The 18,189-nt window shown below is 66.5% G+C and carries 8 protein-coding genes; 5 read left to right on the top strand and 3 right to left on the bottom strand.

The window, feature by feature from the left end; genetic code table 11:
• Nucleotides 1-65: 65 nt before the first annotated feature.
• Nucleotides 66-3,464 (bottom strand): bacterial Ig-like domain-containing protein, encoded by a 3,399-nt coding sequence (locus AC1AYX_RS05950; RefSeq protein WP_476502653.1) that lies wholly within the window; start codon nucleotides 3,462-3,464, stop codon nucleotides 66-68.
• Between the two features lie 702 nt (nucleotides 3,465-4,166).
• On the opposite strand from AC1AYX_RS05950, the gene AC1AYX_RS05945 reads away from it, so the two are divergent.
• Nucleotides 4,167-6,311, top strand: coding sequence for a glycoside hydrolase family 36 protein (locus tag AC1AYX_RS05945; RefSeq protein ID WP_476502652.1), 2,145 nt, complete (start codon nucleotides 4,167-4,169; stop codon nucleotides 6,309-6,311).
• 88 nt (nucleotides 6,312-6,399) lie between these two features.
• On the opposite strand, the gene AC1AYX_RS05940 is transcribed toward AC1AYX_RS05945, so the two are convergent.
• The gene (locus AC1AYX_RS05940; RefSeq protein WP_476502651.1) at nucleotides 6,400-8,664 is read right to left on the bottom strand and encodes an alpha-galactosidase; all 2,265 of its coding nucleotides are present in this window, start codon (nucleotides 8,662-8,664) and stop codon (nucleotides 6,400-6,402) included.
• 435 nt (nucleotides 8,665-9,099) lie between these two features.
• On the opposite strand from AC1AYX_RS05940, the gene AC1AYX_RS05935 reads away from it, so the two are divergent.
• From AC1AYX_RS05935 to AC1AYX_RS05920, 4 genes are all read left to right on the top strand, one after another.
• The gene (locus tag AC1AYX_RS05935; protein WP_476502650.1) at nucleotides 9,100-10,449 is read left to right on the top strand and encodes an ABC transporter substrate-binding protein; all 1,350 of its coding nucleotides are present in this window, start codon (nucleotides 9,100-9,102) and stop codon (nucleotides 10,447-10,449) included.
• Between the two features lie 127 nt (nucleotides 10,450-10,576).
• A complete protein-coding gene (locus AC1AYX_RS05930; protein WP_476502649.1) occupies nucleotides 10,577-11,497 on the top strand; it encodes a carbohydrate ABC transporter permease in 921 nt (306 codons plus the stop codon).
• Complete coding sequence (locus AC1AYX_RS05925; protein WP_476502648.1) at nucleotides 11,494-12,378, top strand: carbohydrate ABC transporter permease; 885 nt, start codon at nucleotides 11,494-11,496, stop codon at nucleotides 12,376-12,378. Before AC1AYX_RS05930 ends, AC1AYX_RS05925 begins: the two co-directional genes overlap by 4 nt.
• A gap of 393 nt (nucleotides 12,379-12,771) precedes the next feature.
• Nucleotides 12,772-13,770, top strand: a complete 999-nt coding sequence (locus AC1AYX_RS05920) for a LacI family DNA-binding transcriptional regulator (RefSeq protein ID WP_476502647.1) — start codon at nucleotides 12,772-12,774, stop codon at nucleotides 13,768-13,770.
• Nucleotides 13,771-14,393: 623 nt separating this feature from the next.
• Here AC1AYX_RS05920 and AC1AYX_RS05915 read toward each other — a convergent pair.
• Nucleotides 14,394-18,149, bottom strand: coding sequence for a family 43 glycosylhydrolase (locus AC1AYX_RS05915; protein ID WP_476502646.1), 3,756 nt, complete (start codon nucleotides 18,147-18,149; stop codon nucleotides 14,394-14,396).
• Nucleotides 18,150-18,189: the final 40 nt, after the last annotated feature.

The following is an 18,189-nucleotide window of genomic DNA, read 5'->3' as shown; positions in this document are numbered from 1 at the left end:
CTGACGTGACGTGGACCGCGCGTGATGCGCGCCACGTGCCACGTCACCCCACGCCTGACGCGACGTTACGCGCGCTTGCGGCGCATGAGGGCGAGCGTGACGCCCGCCGCGGCGATCGCCACGGCCAGGACCGCGGCCGCGGCCACGCCGGCGCCGGTGGCGCTCAGGCCGGTCTTGCCGGTCTGCGGCTTGTTTCCGGCGGCACCGGAGCCGTTCGTATCGCCGGTTCCGTTGTTGTCGCCGGACCCGTTGTCGCCCTTCTTGTCGACGGTGACGGTGGCCTGGGTGGTGACGGTCTTGTCGCCTTCGGTGTAGGTGACGGTGACGGTCTGCTGTCCGGCCTTGTCCGCGTCGAACCCGCTGACCTGGTAGGCGCCGGCGTCCAGGACCTTCGCCGATCCGTCGCTGTAGCGGGCGGTGACGGTGAGCTTGAGCTCGCCGCCGAGGGCGATGTGGTCGCTCGCGGCCTTCGCGTCGATCGACTCCAGCGTCACGCCCGGCTGAGGCTCCGGCTCGGGCTCATCGGGCACGGCGTCCTTGTTGGCGACCTCGCCGATCGTCACCGGGTAGAAGGTGATCTTGTCGATGTTCGGCGCGACGCCCCACGAGACGGCGCCCTTGCCCGTGCCGGCCGGATCCCAGTTGCCGAGCGTCAGCGCGGAGCCGTCGGTGATGAACTCCAGCGAACGGTTGAGGAAGCTGGTGTCCGAGTACGTGTAGCGGAACGCGCCGCGCGCGATCTCCTGTCCGTCGGCGCCGCCCTGGCGCACCTGCAGGCCGAGGTCGACGATCTGCGGGTTGTAGGAGTGCTTGCCGATGAACGCGTCGTTGGAGAAGCTCACCACCGCCGTGTACGTGCCGGCCGGCACCTTGCCTGCGGGGATCGTCAGCGTGCCCTTGTCGTCCGTGTGGACGGTCGGGGTGTTGTTGGAGTCCTTGACCACGACGCGGGTGCGGTCGCCCATGCCGTTCGGGCCGGTCTCGGCGGTCTCGAACTGGTTGCCGAGGCCCGCCACGAACTTCTTGCCGCTCGCGTTGGAGGCGTCGGAGGTGACGACATTCGCGCCGCCGCCCAGCGTGGCGTCCTCCGCCTCGACGGAGACGACGGACTTGTCGGTGTCGGAGGAGGCCGCGCGCGCCGTGACGATGTCGCGGACGAGCACGCCGTCGCCGGCGGTCAGCGTCAGACGGTTGATGCCTTCGGACAGGGCCGCGCGCACGGTGGTGGACTGCAGGCCGTTGTACTGCGCGGTGGTGTCGAGCACGGTCACGCCGTTGATGACGAGCGTGAGCTTCGCGCCCTTGGCGGCGGTGTAGTCGAGGGTCACGTCATGGTAGCCGCTCTGCCAGGCGTGCGCGAACACGTCGGCCGAGCCGCCGGCGAGCGAGGCGAAGCCGTCCGTGCCGTCGCCGGCGTAGGAGAGCTTGGCGCCGTCCTCCAGACGGAACTGGGCGGCCGGGTATTCGGTGCGGTCCGCGGCCGCGTCGTCACCGGTGCCGGAGACCTGGTAGAGCAGGAACTTGTCGAGCGTGTTATCGAACGCGGAATCGCCGTGCAGTGTGATCGCGTGGTCGCCCTTGGTGAGCTTCAGTTCGAGTTCGGCGCTGCCGTAGTACTTCCACTTGGCGGCGTCCTTCATCGCGAGTTCGGCGCCGAACGCGAGCCTGCCGGAGTCCTTGCCGTCGACGGTCACGGCGTTCGCGCCGGGGAAGCCGGTGTTGCCGCTGGTCACCTGCAGGCGGTAGACGCCGTCCGCAGGGACGGACACGTTCCAGGTGGCGGTGCCGCCGGTCTTGAAGCTGCCGACGTCGCCGTTGCCGGAGGCCATGAAGTAACTCCAGCCGGAGCCGGAGGGCGTCTTCGTGTACGCCTGTGCGCCGCCGGCGAGCTGGGACTTCTCGGCCTCCTGGACGAGCAGGGCCTTGCCGTTCTCCGCGTCGGTGACGAGCGTACGGTCCTGGTGCGGGGTGACGACGAGCTGGTAGGAGGCGTAGCGGTCGACGCTGACGGTGGTCACGTCGAGCGTGCCGTCCTTGACTTCGGCGTTGGAGATCGCGTTGACGACGCGAGGCGTGGCGGCCACGCCGTCGGGTCCGGTGAACGCGTTCTCGCGCACCTCGACGTCGACCTTATCGCCCAGTCCGGCCTTGTCGAGTCCGGTCAGGTGCACGGTGACGGGGATGTTCGCGCCGGTGTTCTGCACGGCGTCGGAGTTCGCGTCGTTCGCGCCGCCGTACAGCACGGTGGCCTTGCGGTTCGTGGCGTCGAGCGCGGCGATGCCCTGCAGGTTGTCCTGCTGGTTCGGGTGCTCGCTGGTCACCTGGACGGTCTTCTGGCCGCGCAGGTCGCCGTACCACTTGAACTGCCACCAGCCGGCGTTGGCCGAGTTGGCCCTCGCGGCGTTGTCGGACAGGTTGCCCGCGTAGTTCCAGTAGGCGGTCTCGGCCTGGACCTTGGTGTCTTCGAACATGGACTGCCATTGGATGAGCTGGCCCGGCACGGACATGTCGCGCAGCTCGCCGTATTCGGTGATGTTGATCTTCAGCGGGCTGATGCCGTGCTTCTTCTCCAGTGCGCGGTAGGCGGCGTAGTGGGAGCGGTAGGCGTCGAGGCTGCCGCGGCCCAGTTCGTGCCAGACGAACACGTCGGGCAGCGTGCCGGAGGCTTTCGCGTGCTCGAGGAACTTGTCGGAGCGGTTCGCGCGGTACGCGGAGTCGCCGGGGCCTGCCACGCGGGCGTGGTCGGCGGTGGGCTTGACGCCGTGCACGTTGGTCTTCTCGCCGCTCTTGTACTCGTTCCAGATCTTCTGGACGAGCTGGTATTCAGCATCCCAGTCGGTCAGGAAGGTCTGGAAGATGGCCGCGTTCGCGTTGTCGCCGGAGGCGTACCAGTTGCCGCCGTCGGGCTCGTTGAACGGGATGAACGTGTACTGGTCCGGGTGTTCGGTGTTGGCGAGCACCTTGTTCATCACGATCTCGGTGACCTGCGCGTAGTCCCACACGCCGTCGCCGCCCTCGGTGTAGGTGCCGTACGACGGGTCGGACGGGTCGACGTCGAGCTTGTAGGTGCGGTCGTCGCCGGGGCGCTTGCCCTTGTTGTACGACCAATCCGGGTAGTAGTCCTGCATGTAGATCGCGAGTTCGTTGCCGCCGTTGGCGAAGAACTGGTTCTCGAGCGCCAGCGAGTCGCCGCTGGGGTGCTGCGTGCCGAACGGGGGCTTCTGGGACGAGTTCTCGACGCGCGCGCCGTCGAGGATCGCGTCGGTCGGCGAGCCGTCGTCGCCGAGGCCGTACAGCGTTCCGGACGCACCGCCGAGGAAGTCGCCGGTCTGCTGCGAGTAGTCGACGTCAAGCGTCTGTGTGGGTTTCGTGGTCTCCTGGGCCTGGGCGGGGAACACCAGCCCCACGCCCATCATCGCCGTGGCCGCCACCGCCGCCACGACCGCACTCCATCGTTGTCCCATGCTTCCTTGCCTCTTTCTACGGGTGAACCGTTGCTTCGGGGTCTTCCGCCCCGCGCTCGCCGCCACACTGCGTCTCGACGAACACGGCCAGTGTATATCATAACGTTTTCACGAGCAAATCAAAAAATCACGCAAAGGAACGCAGAATCATTGGAATCATTGCGTTTACGGCGTCCGTAATCATCGGAAATCGCCATATGAAAACGTTATTGCGAATAACAACGCACCGTCGGCACCTGGCTTCGTCGCCCCCGTCGTCGCCGTCGCCGGGCCGCACGGCGACTCGCGTGCAGCCCGGTGCGAACGCCGGAAATCCGGGGAAGGCGGCCTGGTCCACGTCGTCGCCGGCGGGCCGTCGCTGAGGTGCGTCGTGGCCGCGATGCCGCGATGCGGCCGCGGCCGACGCGGTGTCACGTCACGTTTCGAGACTTGCGTAATGGTACCGATACCATGTTGCGCGTCGCCATGGCGCGCGGAGTGTGCGTTGGTGTGTGTATGTCCGACAAATGGCGTGATTGCAGCGATGGTAGGTGATGCGTCACGTACCGTAGTTGCGGTTGCCGGTGCGTGCGATTTGCGGCGTTGCGATGCTGTCGATATGATATGAAATCGATACCACGAAATGTGCGACAGACCGTGTGGCGGTCCCGCTGCGGCGATGACGCAGGCGGGCGTCGACGGGCGCAAACGCTAAGGAGTGACATGTCGACCTTCACTTGGGGCGGTACGGCCCTGTCCCTGACCTTCGCATGGTCCGACGACGAGCCTGTGGCCGTCGCCGGACTGCGCACGGACGCCGTGGATGTCCGCTTCGACCACCGCCTGCCGCTGGTGGAGATCCTGGCAACGGGCACCGGGCACTGGCTCGCAAACGACCGTCTCGCCCACACCGATATCGGGCGCGCGCTGCGCTACGTGAGCCACGCCGCCACGCGCGACGCGCACGGCGACCATCTCGACGTGACCCTCGCCGACGCCGCGCTGGGGCTCACCGCAACCGTCCACTACGATCTGCCGGACGGCGTGCCGATGTTCCGCACGTCGGTGACCGTCACGACCGACGGCGACGCGACCGACGCCGACTCGCCGGCGCTCGGCGAAGACGGCGCGGTCGTGCTCGAATCGGTGACGAGCTGGGTGTCTGCGTTCGGCGCGCCTGACGGCAAGGCAGCCGACTGCGACGCGTGGACGCTCATCGAAGGCGAGAACGAATGGCTGGGCGAAGGGCGCTGGCACGCCACCGCCACCCGCGACCTGTTCCCGCGCCTCAACCAGCAGATGACCGGTCATAATCCGCGCGGCGAGCACGCCGTCGTCAGCACCGGCACCTGGTCCACCGGCAAGCACACGCCGCTCGCCCTGCTCGACTCGCGCGAGCTGGGACTCACCTGGCTGTTCCAGATCGAACACGACGCGGCATGGCGCTGGGAGGTCGCGCGCGACACCGAGGACGGCTATATCGCCCTGTCCGGACCGACGGACGTCGACCACGACTGGGTGAAACGCCTTGAACCCGGCGAATCGTTCACCACCGTGCCCGCATCCGTCACCCTCGCCCCCGACTTCGACGGCGCGACCGCCAACGTGACCGCCTACCGTCGCGCGATGCGCATCGAGAAGGCGGACGACGCCCGCCCGCGCGTCATTTTCAACGACTACATGAACACGATCAACGGCGACCCGACGACCGCCAAACTGCTGCCGCTCGTCAAAGGCGCGGCCGAAGTCGGCGCCGAGATCTTTTGCATCGACGCCGGCTGGTATGACGACACCGGCGACTGGTGGCCGTCCGTCGGCGAATGGTTGCCGTCGAGGAAGCGCTTCCCGAACGGCATCACCGAAGTCGTCGACGCGATCCGCGACGCGGGCATGATCGCCGGACTCTGGCTTGAGCCCGAGGTGATCGGCGTCAAATCGCCGATGGCCGTGACGCTGCCCGAATCCGCATTCTTCCACCGCCACGGCCGCCGCGTGGTCGAACAGGAACGCTATCTGCTCGACTTGCGCGATCCGGACGCGCGTCGGCACCTCGACGACACGGTCGACCGTCTCGTGAATGACTATGGCGTCGGCTACTTCAAGTTCGACTACAACGTCTCGCCCGATGCGGGCACCGATTACGACGCCGACAGCGCCGGCGACGGCCTGCTGGGGCACAATCGCGCGTACTGCGCGTGGGTGGAGGGCCTGCACGCGCGCCACCCTGAGCTCATCATCGAGAACTGCTCGTCCGGCGGCATGCGCATGGACTTCGCGCAGACCTCCCGTTTCCAGGTGCAGTCCACCTCCGACCAGCAGGATTTCCGCCTCTACCCGACGATCGCCGCCGCCGCGCCGATGCTCATGACCCCCGAACAGGCCGGCAACTGGGCGTACCCGAACGCGAAGGACGATCCGGAGACGTTCGCGTTCAACCTCAACACGACGTTCCTCGGCCGCTTCTTCCTCTCCGGCTACGTCAACCGGATGAGCGACGGCCAGCGCACGCTGATCGCGCGGGCCATCGACGCGTACAAGCGCGAGATCCAGCCGGTCATCGGCACGTCGGTGCCGTTCTGGCCGCTCGGCCTGCCGAAGTGGGACGACACGGTCGTCGCGCTGGGGCTGAAGACGCCGGAACGCACGTTCGTGACCGTCTGGTCGCGCGACGGCGAAGGCGGCGACGTGACGCTCGCCCTGCCGCACCTGACCGGACGCGCCGACGTGGGCGTGCGCGCGTTGCTGCCGGTCGGCGACGGGTTCGCCGAGTGGCCGGTCGCGTGGGACGGCGCACGCGGCGAAGCCGTCGTGACGGTGCCCGCGGGCGGCGGGTATGTCTCGCGTACGTTCGCGTTCGACGCGGCGTGAGTCTCGGTTTTCGCTGAAAACGGGCGGGGCCCGCATTCCATGTGAACCGGAATACGGGCCCTGTTGCGTGTGATGAGTGGTCTACCCCTCAGCTGCGGATGAGCTCGATGAGGAGGGCGTGTTCGGGGGCGAGCTGCGGCAGGCGGATGCCCCACTGGGCGAGCGTCGCGCCGTCGACGACGATGCCGTCGTCGCTCCACCAGTCGAGCGCGGTGCGGCAGTTCGGGCTCGTCTCGCTTTCGTACAATGCGACGCCACCGAGCGGGCGCACCTGGTAGGTGGCCGACTCGTCCAATCCGGGGAAGCGCGTGAGCCCATACGGGTATTCGCGCGACGTGGCGATGGCGGCGAACCGGTAGACCGCGTGCGAACGGTCGGGGGCGACGAGGCCGTCGATGCGCACGGCCGGGTCGGTCGTGTCCGCGTGCACGAGCACGCCCTGCGGGATCGCCGCGCGACGCGCCTTGTACAGGTCGATCCAGCGCCTGAGGCTCGCGAGACCCGCGTCGTCCAGCTTCATGATGTTCCATTCGATGCCGAGATGGCCGAAGAACGCCATCGCCGCACGCATGGTGAGCGACGTGGCGCGACGGGTCGCATGGTTCGGGGATTCGGAGATGTGCTCGCCGATCATCTCCGGCGGCACGATGAGCGACGTGCCGCGCTGGATGTCCGCGCGCTCCACCGGGTCCGTGCAGTCGGACGCCCACACGCGCGAGCAGCGTTCCAGCACGCCCGCGTCGATGCGTCCGCCGCCCGACGAGCAGGATTCGATCTCGAGACCGGGGTGACGGGCGCGCAGATGATCGACGATCGCATAGAACGCCTCGGTCTGCTCATGCACGGCCGGACGGCCGGACGCAGGGGAGAGGGGTTCGGTGAGGAAGCGGTTGTGGTCCCACTTGATGTAGTCGATGTGGTAGGCGGAGACGAGCGTGTCGATCGCCGATTCCACATACCGCGCGGCCTCGGGATTCGTCAGATCGATGACCTGCTGGCTGCGCGCCTCGACCGGCAACCGTTCGGCGTTCGGTGCGAGCATCCAATCGGGGTGTTCGCGCGCGACGTTGGAATCGGGACTGATCATCTCCGGTTCGAACCACAGGCCGAACTCCATGCCAAGCGCGTGCACGCGGTCCGCGACGGCGGTCAACCCCCGCGGCCACAGGTCCTTGTCCACCTGCCAGTCGCCGAGTCCCTTCGTATCGTCGCGACGGCCGGTGAACCAGCCGTCGTCGATGACGAACCGTTCGATGCCCACCTGCGCCGCACGTTCGGCGAGGGCGATGACCTTCTCCTCGCTTTGTGCGAAATACATCGCCTCCCACGTGTTGAGCGTGACCGGGCGCGGCCGGGCGGGGTCGGCGAGTTCCGGGTGGAAGCCGCGCAGGTAGGCGTGGAAGCGCGAGGCGACCTCGTTGAGGCCATCGCCCGCGCCGACGAGCAGCCGGGGCGCGCGGTAGGTCCCACCCGGCGCGAGCGTGATCTCGCCGGCGTAGGGGAGTTCGCCACCGCCGATCACGCCGTGCGTGTACGGCGTGCGTTCGGCGAAGACGGTGCTGTTCCCGCTGAACGCGACATGCGCCGAGAAGACGAGTCCGTGCTCGAAGCCGAAGCCGGGCACACCGGCGCTCAGCAGGGTGGCCGCGTTGAAGTCGGGGCGGCCCATGCGCGCGTTCTTCGCGAACAGTCCCTCGGTGAACGGCTGACGCTGGAACGCGCGTTCGCGCAGATGATGGCCGGTGCAGGTCTCGACCTCGCCGACCTGCGGCGGCAGGGGAATCACGGGCGTGAGCCGCGAGACGACGAGCGGCGTGCGCCCGGTGTTCGTGAGCGACGCGTCGACGCGGACGAGGCCTTCGTCGCCGATCGCGACGGTCGCGGCGAGGGCGAGGCCCGCCGCGCCGTCCGTCGCGGTGAAGCCGATCGAATGGTCGTCATGGTGCGTTTCGTCGACAATCAGGCGCGGGAAGACCTCCACTCCGTCGCGGGATACCTGGATGGCGGGCGTTCCGGTCCATCCTTCCGCTTGCGTGGGCAGCAGGGTGGGGGACTCGCCGATGGACAGTCCAGCGTCGAGTGTCTGTGGGAATTGCGGATCGACATCCGGGAACGCGGGTTCCGCGGTGTGGCGGTCGTCCGCGGTGTGGGCCGCGTGGGTGCCGTGGTGTGCGTGCGTGGCGTGCGATGCATCCGTGCGGGTGATGGCGACGACGTGGGGGAGCCTGCCGTCGACGAACCCCATGGTGAGACGGACGATGCGGCCGTCCGCTGCGGAAGGCGTTCCGGAAGGCCGTTCGGAAAGCTGTCCGGAAGGTTTCGGTTGGGTGATGGTCACGGCGTTCATGTGCATGGCATACCTCGATGTATCTGGGTGGAGCAGTGGTTCGACTGTGTTCGACCGCGTGCGCGCGAGGGGCGGGCCGGATGCGGTCCGGACGCGCCGCGCCTGCGTGGGAATCGATACCAACGAGGATACAACGTGGAATCGGTACCACAAAATCGTAGATGCGGAGTTTGGTAGGTTTCGTGGGTGTGACATGTGGCGGAAAACGCTGATAAATCAGCGAGTGCAACGTTCTACGTTATCGGTTTCAGGCAAACGTTATCATTCTGCGACACTCCATGAGTGGTTGACATGGAATCGATTCCACTTACAATTGCAGCTATCGGAACTTCCGAGGTCACGGCATCGCAGTGATGGGTGCCGGATCCCGCCAACCAACCGATGGATTCGTCCCGTTGGAGGGCGGGTCGAGGATTCACATCAGGCATAAGGAAAGGCTCAATGATGAGGAACTGGAAGAAAGCGACCGCCATCATCGCGGGCGTCGCCGCCATGGGCATGATGTTCGCGGGCTGCGGCAACCCCGCCGCCGCAGGTGGCGACGACAACGTCGACACCTCCTCCGCCGACTACTGGCCGGCCGAAGACACCAAGCTCGACGGCGTCAAGCTCACGTTCTGGGCCGCCCAGAACTCGAACAAGATCCCGGTCAAGGTCATCAAGGACTTCGAATCCAAGACCGGCGCCACCATCGATCTGCAGACCATCCCGGACAACTACGAGTCCAACGTGCAGACCAAGATCACCACCGGCGACTCCCCGGATCTCATGTTCTGGCAGGCCGTGCCGTCCACGCTGGCCGGCTTCGTCGCCCAGGACAAGCTGCAGAAGCTCGACAACGCCCCGTGGCTGAAGAACTACGCGGACGGCATCGCCGACGCCGGCGGCAAGTACCAGGGCACCTACTACGGCGCCCTCGTCTCCGCCCCGGACACCGAAGGCGTGTGGTACAACAAGCAGGTCTTCGAGAAGGCCGGCATCACCGAGACCCCGAAGAACTGGGACGAGTTCATCGCCGCCGCCAACAAGATCAAGAGCTCCGGCGCCGCCGACTCCGCGCTCTTCGAGATGGCCGGCTCCCAGTGGGGCACCCAGTGGGCCGTGCAGGTCCAGCTCGCCGAAGCCGCCAAGGCCGGCCTGTGGGACAAGGTCAACTCCAACAAGGACAGCTTCCAGGGCAAGGACATCCTCGGCGCCATCAAGGAGTACAAGCAGATGCTCGACGACGGCCTGTACAACAAGGACGCCGGCTCCGCGAAGGACACCGACCAGGCCCAGGCCTTGCTCGACGGCAAGACCGGCATGATCATTCAGACCAACTCGATGTTCAACGCCATCTCCGCCCTCGCCGACAACGACAAGACCAAGCTGGACGACACCATCGGCTTCTTCCCGATCTCCAAGGAAGGCAACATCGGCACGTCCATCCCGCAGCAGGGCAACTCGGTCGTCGCGTTCAAGACCGGCGACTCCCAGCGTGAGGCCGCGACCCGCCAGTTCATCCGCTTCTGGCTCGGCTCCGAGTACGAGACCTTCATCAAGGACCAGAACCTCGTCTCCATCCTCAAGGACGTCAAGACCCCGGACACCGTGCCGCAGGCCCAGCTTGACGCCTTCGCCGCCCTCAAGGACTCCGTCGGTTCCATGCAGTCCCAGGCCGTCGCCAACCCGGATCTCTACCTGAACCTCGCCAACATGGTCAACGGCACCCAGACCCCGGAGCAGGTCGCGAAGACCACCCAGGATCAGTTCGCCCAGATCGCCAAGGCCCAGGGCGTCAAGGGATTCTGATCTGACCGGAACCCGCTAGGTTCCATCTTCCACAGGCATCCGGCCGGGGCCTTCCGGAGCGCGGCCCGCACCGCCTCCGGTCCCCGGCCGGGATGCCGCAACACACATACATAAGGAAACGAATCTGATGACGACGACACACGTCTCGAAGTCCGCCCCGGTCAAGGGCACGCGGACTCTGGAGCGCAAGAACTACCCGTTGCGCTACATCGTTCCCGCGGGCGTCATGCTGCTGGTGTTCTTCTTCCTGCCCACGGTAATGAACTTCATCTACGCGTTCACCGACTGGTCCGCGTTCAAGAAGACCATCGACTTCAACGGTCTCGACAACCTCAAGCAGCTCTTCGAGAGCGGCACCCTGATGGCCGACATCAAGGTCACCCTCATCTACGCGGTCCTCGTGGCCTTCTTCCAGAACGTCTTCGGCCTGGCGCTCGCCGTGCTCCTCGAAAAGGACACGCGCCTCAACCGCTTCGCCCGCACCATGTTCTTCATCCCCGTGATTATGTCCGCCCTCGGTGCCGGCTACATCTGGCAGGCCGTCCTCAAGACCGACGGCGTCGTCAATCAGATCCTGAGCTTCTTCGCCGGCCACACCGTCGCCATCCAATGGCTCGGCTCGACCACGTGGACCATCGTGATCGTCACCATCATCCACGCATGGAAGTGGATGGGCTTCGCGATGCTCACCTACCTCGCCGGTCTCAAGACCATCGACTCCGAAGTGCTCGAAGCGGCCTCCATCGACGGCGCCAACGCGTGGCAGACCTTCTGGCAGGTCAAGTTCCCGCTGGTCGCCCCGGCCGTCACCTTCAACGTTGCGACCGCGTTGCTCGGCTCCATGAACTCCTTCGACATCGTCCAGGCCACCACCAACGGCGGCCCCGGCGGCTCCACCGAGATCCTGAACCTGTTCATCTGGCGTACGTTCGGCAAGGGCCTGTACTCCCAGTCGACCACGATGAGCCTCGTGCTCTTCATCATGGTGATGGTCATCGCCATCCCGCTCGTCATCTACCTGCGTAAGCGTGAGGAGAAGATCCTATGAGTAGCGCATCCTACAGCGAATCCGGCGTCAAGACCAACAGCCTCACCGTCGTGCGCAAGAAGTCGAAGGCCGGCGGCATCATCCACGCCGCCATCGTCATCCTGCTTATGCTCGTGTTCCTCGCCGTGCCGTTCTGGATCCTCATCGTCACCGCCGGCAAGACCCAGGCCGAGGCCGTCGTGCCCAGCATGGCATTGCCGAGCAAGTGGCACCTCATCGAGAACATCCAGACCGTCATCGTGCAGGGCAAGGTGTTCCCCGCGCTCATCGGCTCCCTGCTCGTCACCGTGCCCAGCGTGTGCATCTGCCTCCTCTTCGGTTCGATGGCCGCATGGATCTTCGGCCGCCGCACCTCCAAGGGCGTGGCCATGCTCTACGCGCTGTTCATCTCCGGCGTCATCCTGCCGCCGTCCGTCGTGACCATCATGATGCTGCTCAAGATGATCGGCCTGTCCGGCACCGCCATCGGTATGAACTGCGTGTACATCGGCATCTACCTGTCCGTCGTGATCTTCTTCATCACCGGCTTCATCCGCACGATCCCGCCGTCCCTCGAAGAGGCGGCCCGTATCGACGGTGCCAGCCCGATGAGGATCTTCTTCACGATCATCTTCCCGCTGCTCGCCCCGACGCTCGCTTCCTCGACGATCCTCGTGGTGCTGTACATCTGGAACGACATCTTCTACTCGCTGTTCATCCTGTCCGGCAAGATGAGCACCCTGCCGCTCAACCTCTACAACGTGGCGAGCGCGGGCCTGTACCTCAACAACTGGCACCTCATCTTCGCCTACATCATCCTGATGACCCTCCCGCTCCTGATCGTCTTCATCATCGGCCAGCGCAAGATCATCTCGGGTATCACTGGCGGCGCCGTGAAGTAAACAGCGCGGTGCGCTGTCTACAGGCGCCGCCGAGCGGCGACAGCCGCGAGGCAACGATGAGCCTCGCCTCAGGCGAGTCCGTAATTGCTGACCGGCGCCGTGAAGTGAACAGCCTCACCCCTTGGCTCTCCTTGCCAGGGGAGCTGGCGCCGAAGGCGACTGAGGGGTAGTTTCCGCCAGCCACCCACGATTCTCTCCTCCTCCATTCCCGAACGCCCCGACCCCGCATGGTCCTCCTCCTTCGCCTGCCGGGGGCGGGGCGTTCACCCTCTCCAACGACCTCCATCCCGCCCGGTCCATGCGATTCATGCGCGACGCCGCGCATCGCCTATACTGGGCGCGATGGAAGATAGACAGGTTCACATGCCAAGACCCAAGGAAAAGCGCGCGCCGGTGATCAAGGACGTCGCCGCGCTCGCCAATGTGTCGGTGTCCACGGTGTCCCGGTATCTCAACGATTCTCCCCGCATCAGCGCCGAAAGCCGGGAGCGTATCGCGCACGCCATCAAACTGCTCGACTACCATCCGAGCCGCGTCGCCCGCGGACTCGTCAACTCGGCGATGAAGTCGATCGTCGTGCTCACCAGCGATACCACGCTGTACGGTTCGGCGATGACGATTCAGGGCATCGAGGACGAAGCCCGCACGCACAACTATCCGGTGAGCATCTCGAAGCTCGCCGACGAATCGACCGAAGCGCTGCGCACCGCGGTCACGATGGTCACGGACCAGAATCCGAGCGGCGTGATCGTGCTCAAATACGATGCGCTCGCCGCACAGGCATTGCAGCTGCTGCCGGACACGATCACGAAGGTGGTCATCGCCGGCGACCGCGAGCCGGATCTCGATCAGGTGGATCTGCGCGAGAACCAATCCGGTCGGGAGATTACGCGATATCTGCTGTCGCTCGGCCATCGCAACGTCTTCCATGTGACGATCCCGGGCGGTGGCGGCGGCTACAGCCGTACCGCCGGCTGGGAGGCCGAACTGCGCGCCAACGACAAGCCGATTCCGGACATGATGCACTGCTCGTGGGATCCGGCCGACGCGCGCGAGCTCGGTCACCGTGTGGCGCATATCGACGGGCTTACCGCCGTGTTCGCCGGCAACGACGAGATTGCGATGGGCCTGATCCGCGGGCTCGAGGACGAAGGCAAGTCGGTGCCCGGCGACATCAGCGTCGTCGGCTTCGACGACCATCCGCTCTCCTGCGTGTGGACGCCTCCGGTGACCACCTATCGGCAGGATTTCCCCGCGGCAGGCCGTAAGGCCGTGCAGCTGCTGCTCTCGCGCATCGACGCGCGCGAGAACGGTGAGGAGCTCCCCGCCCGCTTCGTCGAGCTGCAAGGCGAACTCGTCATCCGCGACTCCGCCGCCGCTCCCCGCGCCTAAGCGCGCTGGCTGCCGCACGGCGAACGGCGAACGGCGGACGTCGGACTCGCCGGCGCAGTCGGGTGGGGAAGAGACCCTGCCGGGTTCGGGCATGTCGGAGTCGATGCTGTTGTTCATCAATCGCCGGCAATTTGTCGGTGGGGTTGTCCCTCGACGTGGGAACGGTGTTGTTTTGCGTCGAGGGGCAGGCGGGTGTGTTGGGTGATTTGGGGGTCTGGTTGGGGAATGGCGGAATTTCAATGGTTTTGGGATTCGGCTTTGTGTCCCTCGATGGGTGTCAATCGTTGTAACCGGGTTGAGGGGCAAGGGGCTTGCCCCTCGATGGAGAAATGCGGGGATAAGACGTCGAGGGGCAAGGAATTGCGAGGATTGTTGTCCCTCGACGATGGAGGACGGTGTTTTGATGTTGAGGGGCAAGTGGTGTGCTCGGTTGCTCTCTGTGCATAGGTCTCTCCCCCAGTCCGCTTCGCGGACAGCCCCCTCGTCAGAGGGGGCCAAGAGATAGATGCAGACTTGTGTCGCCTAGCCCCTAAGGGGCAGCGGGGTCGGAATATGATGAGGTCCCTCGCGCCAACCCGGTGCGAGGGACCTCTACTGTGTGGTGAACTCAGTCGCTCAGATGCTCAGTCGCGGGTCTTGCGGCGGAGGACCAGAACCGTGCCGGCGGCGGCCAGCATCACGGCGGCTGCGGCGGCGACCGTGGTCACCGTGGAGCCGGTGGAGCTCAGCTTGCCGGCGTTCGAGGCGCCGGGCTTCTGGGCGTTCTGGCCGGGCTTCTGTGCATTCACGCCATTGCCCGTACCGGCGTTGCCCGAGTTATCACCCGAGCCATCGCCGTCGCCCGTACCGGGCTTGTCCGGCTCGCCCGGCTTGGCGACGAGTCCGGCGATCGCCTCGTTGAGGGCGCGGGTCGCGTTGGCCACGTCCGCCTGGGTGGCGTTCGGATTCTTCGCGACGTCCTCGGCGGCGTCGATCGCGGCGAGCAGCAGATCCCACGATTCCTTCGTGTAGTCGCCCTGCTTGCGGCCGTCCGTCGCCTTGGCGGCGGCGTCGGCGAGCTCGTCGCGCTGCTCCTTGGTGGCGGGCGTGTTCTCCGGCGTGGCCTTAACGAGCGTGCCGTCGGTCAGTGCCGTGTTCAGCGCGGAAGCCGCGGCGGAGACCTCGTCCTGCGTGGCCTTGTCGTTGTCATACACGGCCTTCGCGGAGGCGACGACCTTCTGGAACGCCTTCCAGGAGTCGGTGGTGTAATCCTTCTCCTTGAGCGCGGCGGCCTTGTCGAGCGCGGTCTTCAGCGCGGTCTTGTCCGCAGCCGGAGGCTCCGGGGTGACGGATTCGGGCGCGTGGACCTGCCATTCGACGGCGGCGGGGGAGGCGGAACCGGAGGTGATGACCATGCGCAGCTTGGTCGTCTTCACCGGAGTCTTCCACGTCGCGTCGCTCCAGCCCTTGGCGTCGCCGGTGGCCCAGCCCTTGGACGGCGAGTTGGCGGTCACCGTGTACGTGGCGTCCGGAATGTCGACGAACGCGCCGGCGCCGTCGCCCGCGGCGGAATCCCAGTACTGGAGCTTCCACGAGGCGGGGATGCCGAGGCCGCCGTCATCGGAGGTGAACTGCACGCGGCTCGAGTCGATGGTGACCTCGCGGTCCCACTCGTAGTCGAGGCGCATCTCGCCGGTGTTCGGCCAGGTGCCCCAGATGTCCTCGTTCGCGTTGGTCGCGTCCGGGATGATCTTGCCGTCGTTGAGCGCGGCCACGCCCTTCGTCCAGCTCGACGCCTTCTTGTCCACGTCGGTGCCGACCGCGTCCTTCTCGATGTAGCCGATCAGCGGCACGGACGTGTCGGACGGGATGTCGGCGGAACCGGCGGCGGACACGTTGCCGGCCTTGTCGGTCGCACGGTAGTACACGGTCGTGCGCGAGCTGCTCAGCGCGGCGATCGCCTCGCCGTCCTTGTACGCGGTCCACTCGCCGTCCTTGCCGATGCGGTATTCGATTAAGGCGACGCCGGAACCGGTGCCGTCGTCGGCCTTGAGCGCGACCGTGCGCTTCGCCTTGTCCACCGTGGCGGTGACCTTCGGCGCGGCGGAATCGACCTTGCCGGAGGCCTTCGCGACGTCGGACACGTTGCCGGCGGCGTCGGTCGCGCGCGCCCACACCTCGACGTCGCCCTGCGTGGCGATCGTCTGGACCGCGGCGTTCGCGTTCGAGGCGACCGTCTTCCAGTTCGCGCCCTTGTCGGTGGAGATCTCCAGCTTGGCGGCCGGCAGACCCGAATCGTCCGAGGCCTGGACGGCAGCGAACGGCGCGGTGGTGAGCCACGTGCCGTTGCCGGCGTTGGCGGCGAGCGAGACCTTCACGGTCGGCTTGGTCGTGTCGGCGGCGGGCTTGTAGCCGTCCTTGACGGTGACGTCCACCGCGACGTTGCCGTTCACGCTCGCCTCGCCGGGAACGCCGGAGACGACGCCGTAGGCTTTGAACGTGCCGGCCTTCGCGTAGGAGGCGGCGTCGACCGGACGCCAGATCACCGGGGAGGCGACGGTCTTGCCGCCGTACGTCACGTCGACGGTGGCGGGCAGTTGCGGCGCGACGCCGGTGCCGGTGGTCACGCCGGCGGGCGCGGCGATGACGGGCGACTCATCGGCGGAGTCGACCTCCCACTCGGGCACGGCCACGGACGCGTAGCCGCCGTCCACGGCCTGACCGGTCAGATCGAGCTTCAGCGCGGTGGTGGTCACGGCGTCGAACGTGACGGTGTTCGGATGGTCCTTGCCGGTGGTCGTCGTGTAGGCGCTCGGATTGGTGACGTCCTTCCACGTGCCGTCGGCGTCGAGGTACTGGATCTTCCAGGAGCCGGGCGTGCGCAGGGCGTTGGAGTCCACGTCGAACCAGACCTTGGAGGAGGAGACGCGCACGGAGCCGTCCCACTGGTAGATCAGCGAGTCGCCGGACTGCGGCTGCGGGATCGAACGGTAGTTGGTCCAATGGTCCGGCGGCACGACGGCGGCGACGAGCACGCGGCCGTCGTTGACGGAGCCCTTGTAGGCGGGCGTCTCGGTGAACGTGGCGCTCACCTTCGCGTAGGGGGCGACGTTGCGGCTCGGCTGGGTCTTCTCGGCCTTGGTCGGGTGCGCGGTGGAGGTCATCTTGCCGTCCTTCCACGTGACCTCGTCGATGCTCACCGCGCGGCGGAAGTCGGTGCCGCCGGCCTTGTCACCGGTGTGGTAGGTGACGTACCACTTGTCGCCGAACTGGAGCACGGACGGGTGCATCGTGGTGGCGGAGCCGGACGGCACGAGCACGCCCTGGTACGTCCACGGGCCGAGCGGGCTGCTGGAGGTGGAGTACTGGACGCACGCCTGGTAGTTGGATTCCACGCAGGTGGCCGCGCCGGAGCCGGGCTTGCCGCCGTCGTACACGTTGTAGTAGGTGTCGCCCTTATGGAACACCCATGCGGCCTCGAAGAAGCCCTTCGGGCCGTTCGCGCCGGTCTCGGCGTCCTTCATCGTGTGCAGGTTCGGGGTGCCGTCGTCCTTGGTTTCGACCTCGGTGTAGGAGGTGCGGCCGGTGGAGGCGTCCTTCTTCATCTTGATGGCGAGCTGGGTGCCGAACGTGCCGAAGTGCAGGTAGCCGGTGCCGTCATTGTCGACGAAGAACGCCGGGTCGATGGTTTCGATCTTCGTCTGGGAGGTGGTGAGCAGCGGCTTGCCGATGGCGTCCTTCCACGGGCCGAGCGGGCTCTTTGACTTGGCGACGCCGATGGCGAACGGGTCGAGTCCGGCCGCCTCGGAGGCCTTGTCCTTCACCGGGATGTAGTAGTAGAACCAGTCGTCGGACTTGTCGTCCGGGGTGCCGTTGTCGTCGGCGACGACCTGGCCGGCGTAGGCGCCGTCGCCGGTCGCCCAGCTGAACAGGTCGGCCTTCGCGACGGTCTTGTAGTGCGTCCACTTGCCGGCGTCGAGGCCGTTCTGGTCGGTGACGTAGACGCCCCAGTCCTTCATGTTGAAGCTGCCGTAGTCGGGGGCGGCCTCGTCGTGTCCGGTGAACACGAACAGCTTGCCGTCGTAGGAGAGGGCGGCGGCGTCGGCCGAGTAGTAGTTCTGCGAGAGGTCGTTCGGGGTGTCGACGCCCTCGTTCTGGCCGATCGGGTTGCGCATGTAGTTCGGCAGCGCGCTGTTGTCGATCTGCGTGACGGTCACGTCCGGGTTGTTGGTCGGCAGGTCGTCGTACGCGTGTCCGGCCACGCTGGGTGCGTTGTCGGCGCTGGGCGCGTCCGCGGCGAGCGCCGTGGGCGCGGCGATCAGGCCGCCGGCGAGCAGGGTGGCCGCGGCCACGATGCCTCCCGCGATCGACCGCCATGGGCGATTGCTGTGTGCGTTCATGTGTTGTCGCTCTTCTCTGAGTGTGATGGACAGTTGCGAT

The organism is Bifidobacterium sp. LH_419 (genome assembly GCF_056356955.1).
This window is presented reverse-complemented; position numbering and strand designations above follow the sequence as displayed.

Excerpts from the sequence above, each read along its gene's own strand:
- AC1AYX_RS05925 (WP_476502648.1), top strand. The coding sequence starts at position 11,494 with ATGAGTAGCGCATCCTACAGCGAATCCGGCGTCAAGACCAACAGCCTC.
- AC1AYX_RS05940 (WP_476502651.1), bottom strand. The coding sequence starts at position 8,664 with ATGCACATGAACGCCGTGACCATCACCCAACCGAAACCTTCCGGACAG.
- AC1AYX_RS05915 (WP_476502646.1), bottom strand. The coding sequence starts at position 18,149 with ATGAACGCACACAGCAATCGCCCATGGCGGTCGATCGCGGGAGGCATC.
- AC1AYX_RS05945 (WP_476502652.1), top strand. The coding sequence starts at position 4,167 with ATGTCGACCTTCACTTGGGGCGGTACGGCCCTGTCCCTGACCTTCGCA.
- AC1AYX_RS05950 (WP_476502653.1), bottom strand. The coding sequence starts at position 3,464 with ATGGGACAACGATGGAGTGCGGTCGTGGCGGCGGTGGCGGCCACGGCG.
- AC1AYX_RS05930 (WP_476502649.1), top strand. The coding sequence starts at position 10,577 with ATGACGACGACACACGTCTCGAAGTCCGCCCCGGTCAAGGGCACGCGG.
- AC1AYX_RS05935 (WP_476502650.1), top strand. The coding sequence starts at position 9,100 with ATGATGAGGAACTGGAAGAAAGCGACCGCCATCATCGCGGGCGTCGCC.